At 65.4% G+C, this 3,027-nt stretch carries 1 protein-coding gene and 1 pseudogene; one reads left to right on the top strand and one right to left on the bottom strand.

The features are described from left to right. Window positions 1–21: 21 nt before the first annotated feature. Window positions 22–2,628, bottom strand: a complete 2,607-nt coding sequence (locus J7E24_RS00840; protein WP_215134155.1) for a lamin tail domain-containing protein — start codon at window positions 2,626–2,628, stop codon at window positions 22–24. Between the two features lie 162 nt (window positions 2,629–2,790). Between J7E24_RS00840 and J7E24_RS00845 the strand changes: the two are divergent. Further along, window positions 2,791–3,027, top strand: a pseudogene (locus tag J7E24_RS00845) (aspartate-semialdehyde dehydrogenase); the annotation flags it as partial.

Raw genomic sequence — 3,027 nt, forward strand, 5'->3', positions numbered from 1 at the left:
CCATCTGCACCATCTGTGATTCTAGAGCCGCGCCCCTACTACTACCGTTTTGCGGTATTCGCGCTTTTCGCCGCTGTTGGGGCGCAGCAGTTCAATGTGCAGTACGTAGTAGCCCACGGCCGCTTTCTGGCCCCGGTCGTTCAGGCCGTCCCACTGGAAAAAGCCGCTGGTGGCCAGTGTTTCGTTGCGCACCAGCCGGCGCGCCAGGCGGCCCTGGGCATCGTAAATTGTGATGCTGGCAGCGTAGCCCGGCTGGTCGAGAACGTAGTTGAGGGTCGTCAGGTCCTGCTGGCCGTCTTCGTCGGGCGTGAAGACCTCGGGTTCAATGCGGAAGGCCTGGTCACCGCCGGGGTCCTGCTGATACTGCGAGTTGGGGCGGCCGGGCGTGGCGTAACCCGCGGCGCTGGCCGCCGAGTGGAAGTTTTCGCCCGTGCTCGGTCCTTCGGGCCGGATGCGCTCCAGCGACACGCCGTTCTGGTCATCAAGCAGTTTCAGGTGCAGGCTTTTATTGTAGGCGAAGCGGTCCAGCGGCTCGTTGGTGGCCGACGTCAGCACTACGATACCCGCATCATCAGGATACGAGGGCAGCGCAGGCAGGACCAGAAAGTTGGCCGGCGCCGAGCTGTTGGGGTAGTAGCTCTGGATGTTGGCCGGGTCGGTGGTGAGGACCACCAGCTGGCCGGGCGCCAGCACGTAGGGCCCGGCGCTGATGGGTTTCTGGTCCACGGAGCCGTCAGACTTCTCGCTGCCCAGCTGCCAGCCCTGCACGTTCAGGTACTTGCCCGAGCGGTTGAGCAGCTCCACAAAATCGACGCCGCCGGTACGCGGATTGAACAGGATTTCGTTGAGCACCACGTCGCCGGCTGCTACCGGCGCGGGCAGGGCCAGCGTAACTGCCGCAGCCGGGCCGCTGGCGTTGCCTGCGCAGTCGGTGGCGCTCTGCACAGTCAGGGCCAGCGGCTGGCTGGGCTGCAGCGGCGCGCTCAACTGCAAATCCACCAGCCGGAAATCGGGGCCCACGGGCAGTACCCGGGCCACGCCCACAACCGGCGCGAAGGTGTAGCGGGCGGGGTTTGCCGCCGCCGTGCTGTCGAGCTTTTCACTGAAAAACAGCCGTACCAGCGTTGGCGACAGGGCCACGGCCCGCAGCAAACTGGGCGCGGTGCGGTCGGGGTTGGCGGTGCGCACCGAGTTGGCCCGGCCGGGCGTGCCACCGCTGGGGTCGTTGCTGGCGGTCCAGTTCTCGCTGCCGCCACAGAAGTTGGTTTCGTCCACCATTTCCAGGCTCCAGCCACCCTCCTGCTTGCGGTTGTCCTTATACCAGCTGTCGGAGTACGTCACCTCAAACAGCACGCGCCCGTCGCGGCCGGTTAGCAGCAGCTGGTCGCCGGCATTGCTGAGGCTGGGGAAGTTGGTGAGGGCAAACACCTTTCCGAAGGTGGCAAACTGCGCCCCGCGGGTGCTGCCGCACACCACGGCGTACTCGCCCGGCAGCAGCGTGGCCCCAGCCGGAAACACGGCCGGGTTGGCGGTGCTGCCGCCCTTATTCAGGCGCACGCCCGCCAGATCGAGGGTGCGGGTAGCCGAGGGGTTATGGATTTCGAGGTACTCGGATGCCGGCAGCCCCACCACCGGCGTTTCGTCGGCCAGTATTTCGGTGATGAGCAGCTGCCCGAACTGCGGGCCGGCCTGCACGCCCCCGAAGCTGAACGCGGCCGTAAGCGGGCCGGCAGCCACGTTGCCGTAGAGGTCGGCTACCTGGCGCACTTCCAGCGTGCCACCGCCCGCCGGCAGGTCGGCGGAGAGTGTGAGGTGTACCAGGGCGGGGTTGGTGGCGTCGCGGAGGGCGGCGGTTACGGCCGGGCCGCCGGGCAGCTGGTAGCTGGCGGGATTCTGGGTGGCGGCTACGGCTTCATTGAACGTAGCATCAAGCGTGCGTGGGCCCACGCCGGCCGCCTGCACTGCGGCGGGCGGTGTGGCATCAAGCACCCGAAAATCATCGAAGTAAAAGGCCCGGTTGTTGGCCGACGAGTACGTGAGCAACACGCCGCAAAACGCGCTGCTTTGGTACGTGGCGTCGGTGCCGGTGCCCTCACTGGCGAAGCTCTGCCCCCCCGCTAGGTCGCGCTCCAGGGTCCAGACGTTCTGCACCGAGCGCGTGACGCGCACCCGCACCAGGTTGTTGGTGGCCGAGCCAAGGGTGCCATCCTGGCCATTGACAACGTAGGCCGGGCTACCGGTGGCATCCTGGCGAAACAGGGCCACTTCGTCGGGGGTGCCGCCCAGGCGCACGAAGTAGCCACGGGTGCCGCTGGTTTTCAGGTCGGCGCGGTCGGCCATCAGCCACACATCGGCGTAGTTGCCGCTGCTGGTGGCCAGCTTCAGGTTGGCCCAGAACGTCCAGCTGGTACCGGTGCTGGCCAAGCAGGGCGTAACGAGCTGCAGCTCGGTGCCCGTTACAGCCGGGCCGTTGCTTTGCAGCTGGCGGGCCGCATTCACCTGAAACGCGGCTTCGTCGCCGGTCCAGGCAGGGTTCTGGCTGAAGTCGCCATCGGCAAACTCGTCGGTTAGCTGGGCGTGGGCACCCAGGCCGGGCAGCAGCAGCAGCAGGAGTAGCAGTTTCTTCATCAGATTTTCTCGCGGAGGTTTGCGGAGGAGTGCGCGGAAGGAAACTGTCTTTTCGCCTCTATGCGTTTCTTCGCAAACCTCTGCGGGAAACACGCATAAGCCAAAGTCAGTAACCGCAGGTAAGATAACCGCTTTACCTTTACGGCTCAACTGATAAAGCATATGAAAGTAGCTGTAGTGGGTGCCACCGGTCTGGTGGGCACCGAGATGCTTAACGTATTGGCCGAGCGCAACTTCCCGGTAACCGAGCTGCTGCCCGTCGCTTCGGCCCGGTCGGTGGGTCAGGAAATTGAATTCCGGGGCCAGAAATACAAGGTAGTGAGCATGGACGACGCCATTGCGGCTCGTCCGGCAGTGGCCATTTTCTCGGCCGGCGGGGCTATTTCGCTGCAGGAAGCG

Source organism: Hymenobacter sp. ISL-91 (assembly GCF_018613725.1).
Lineage (GTDB): Bacteria > Bacteroidota > Bacteroidia > Cytophagales > Hymenobacteraceae > Hymenobacter.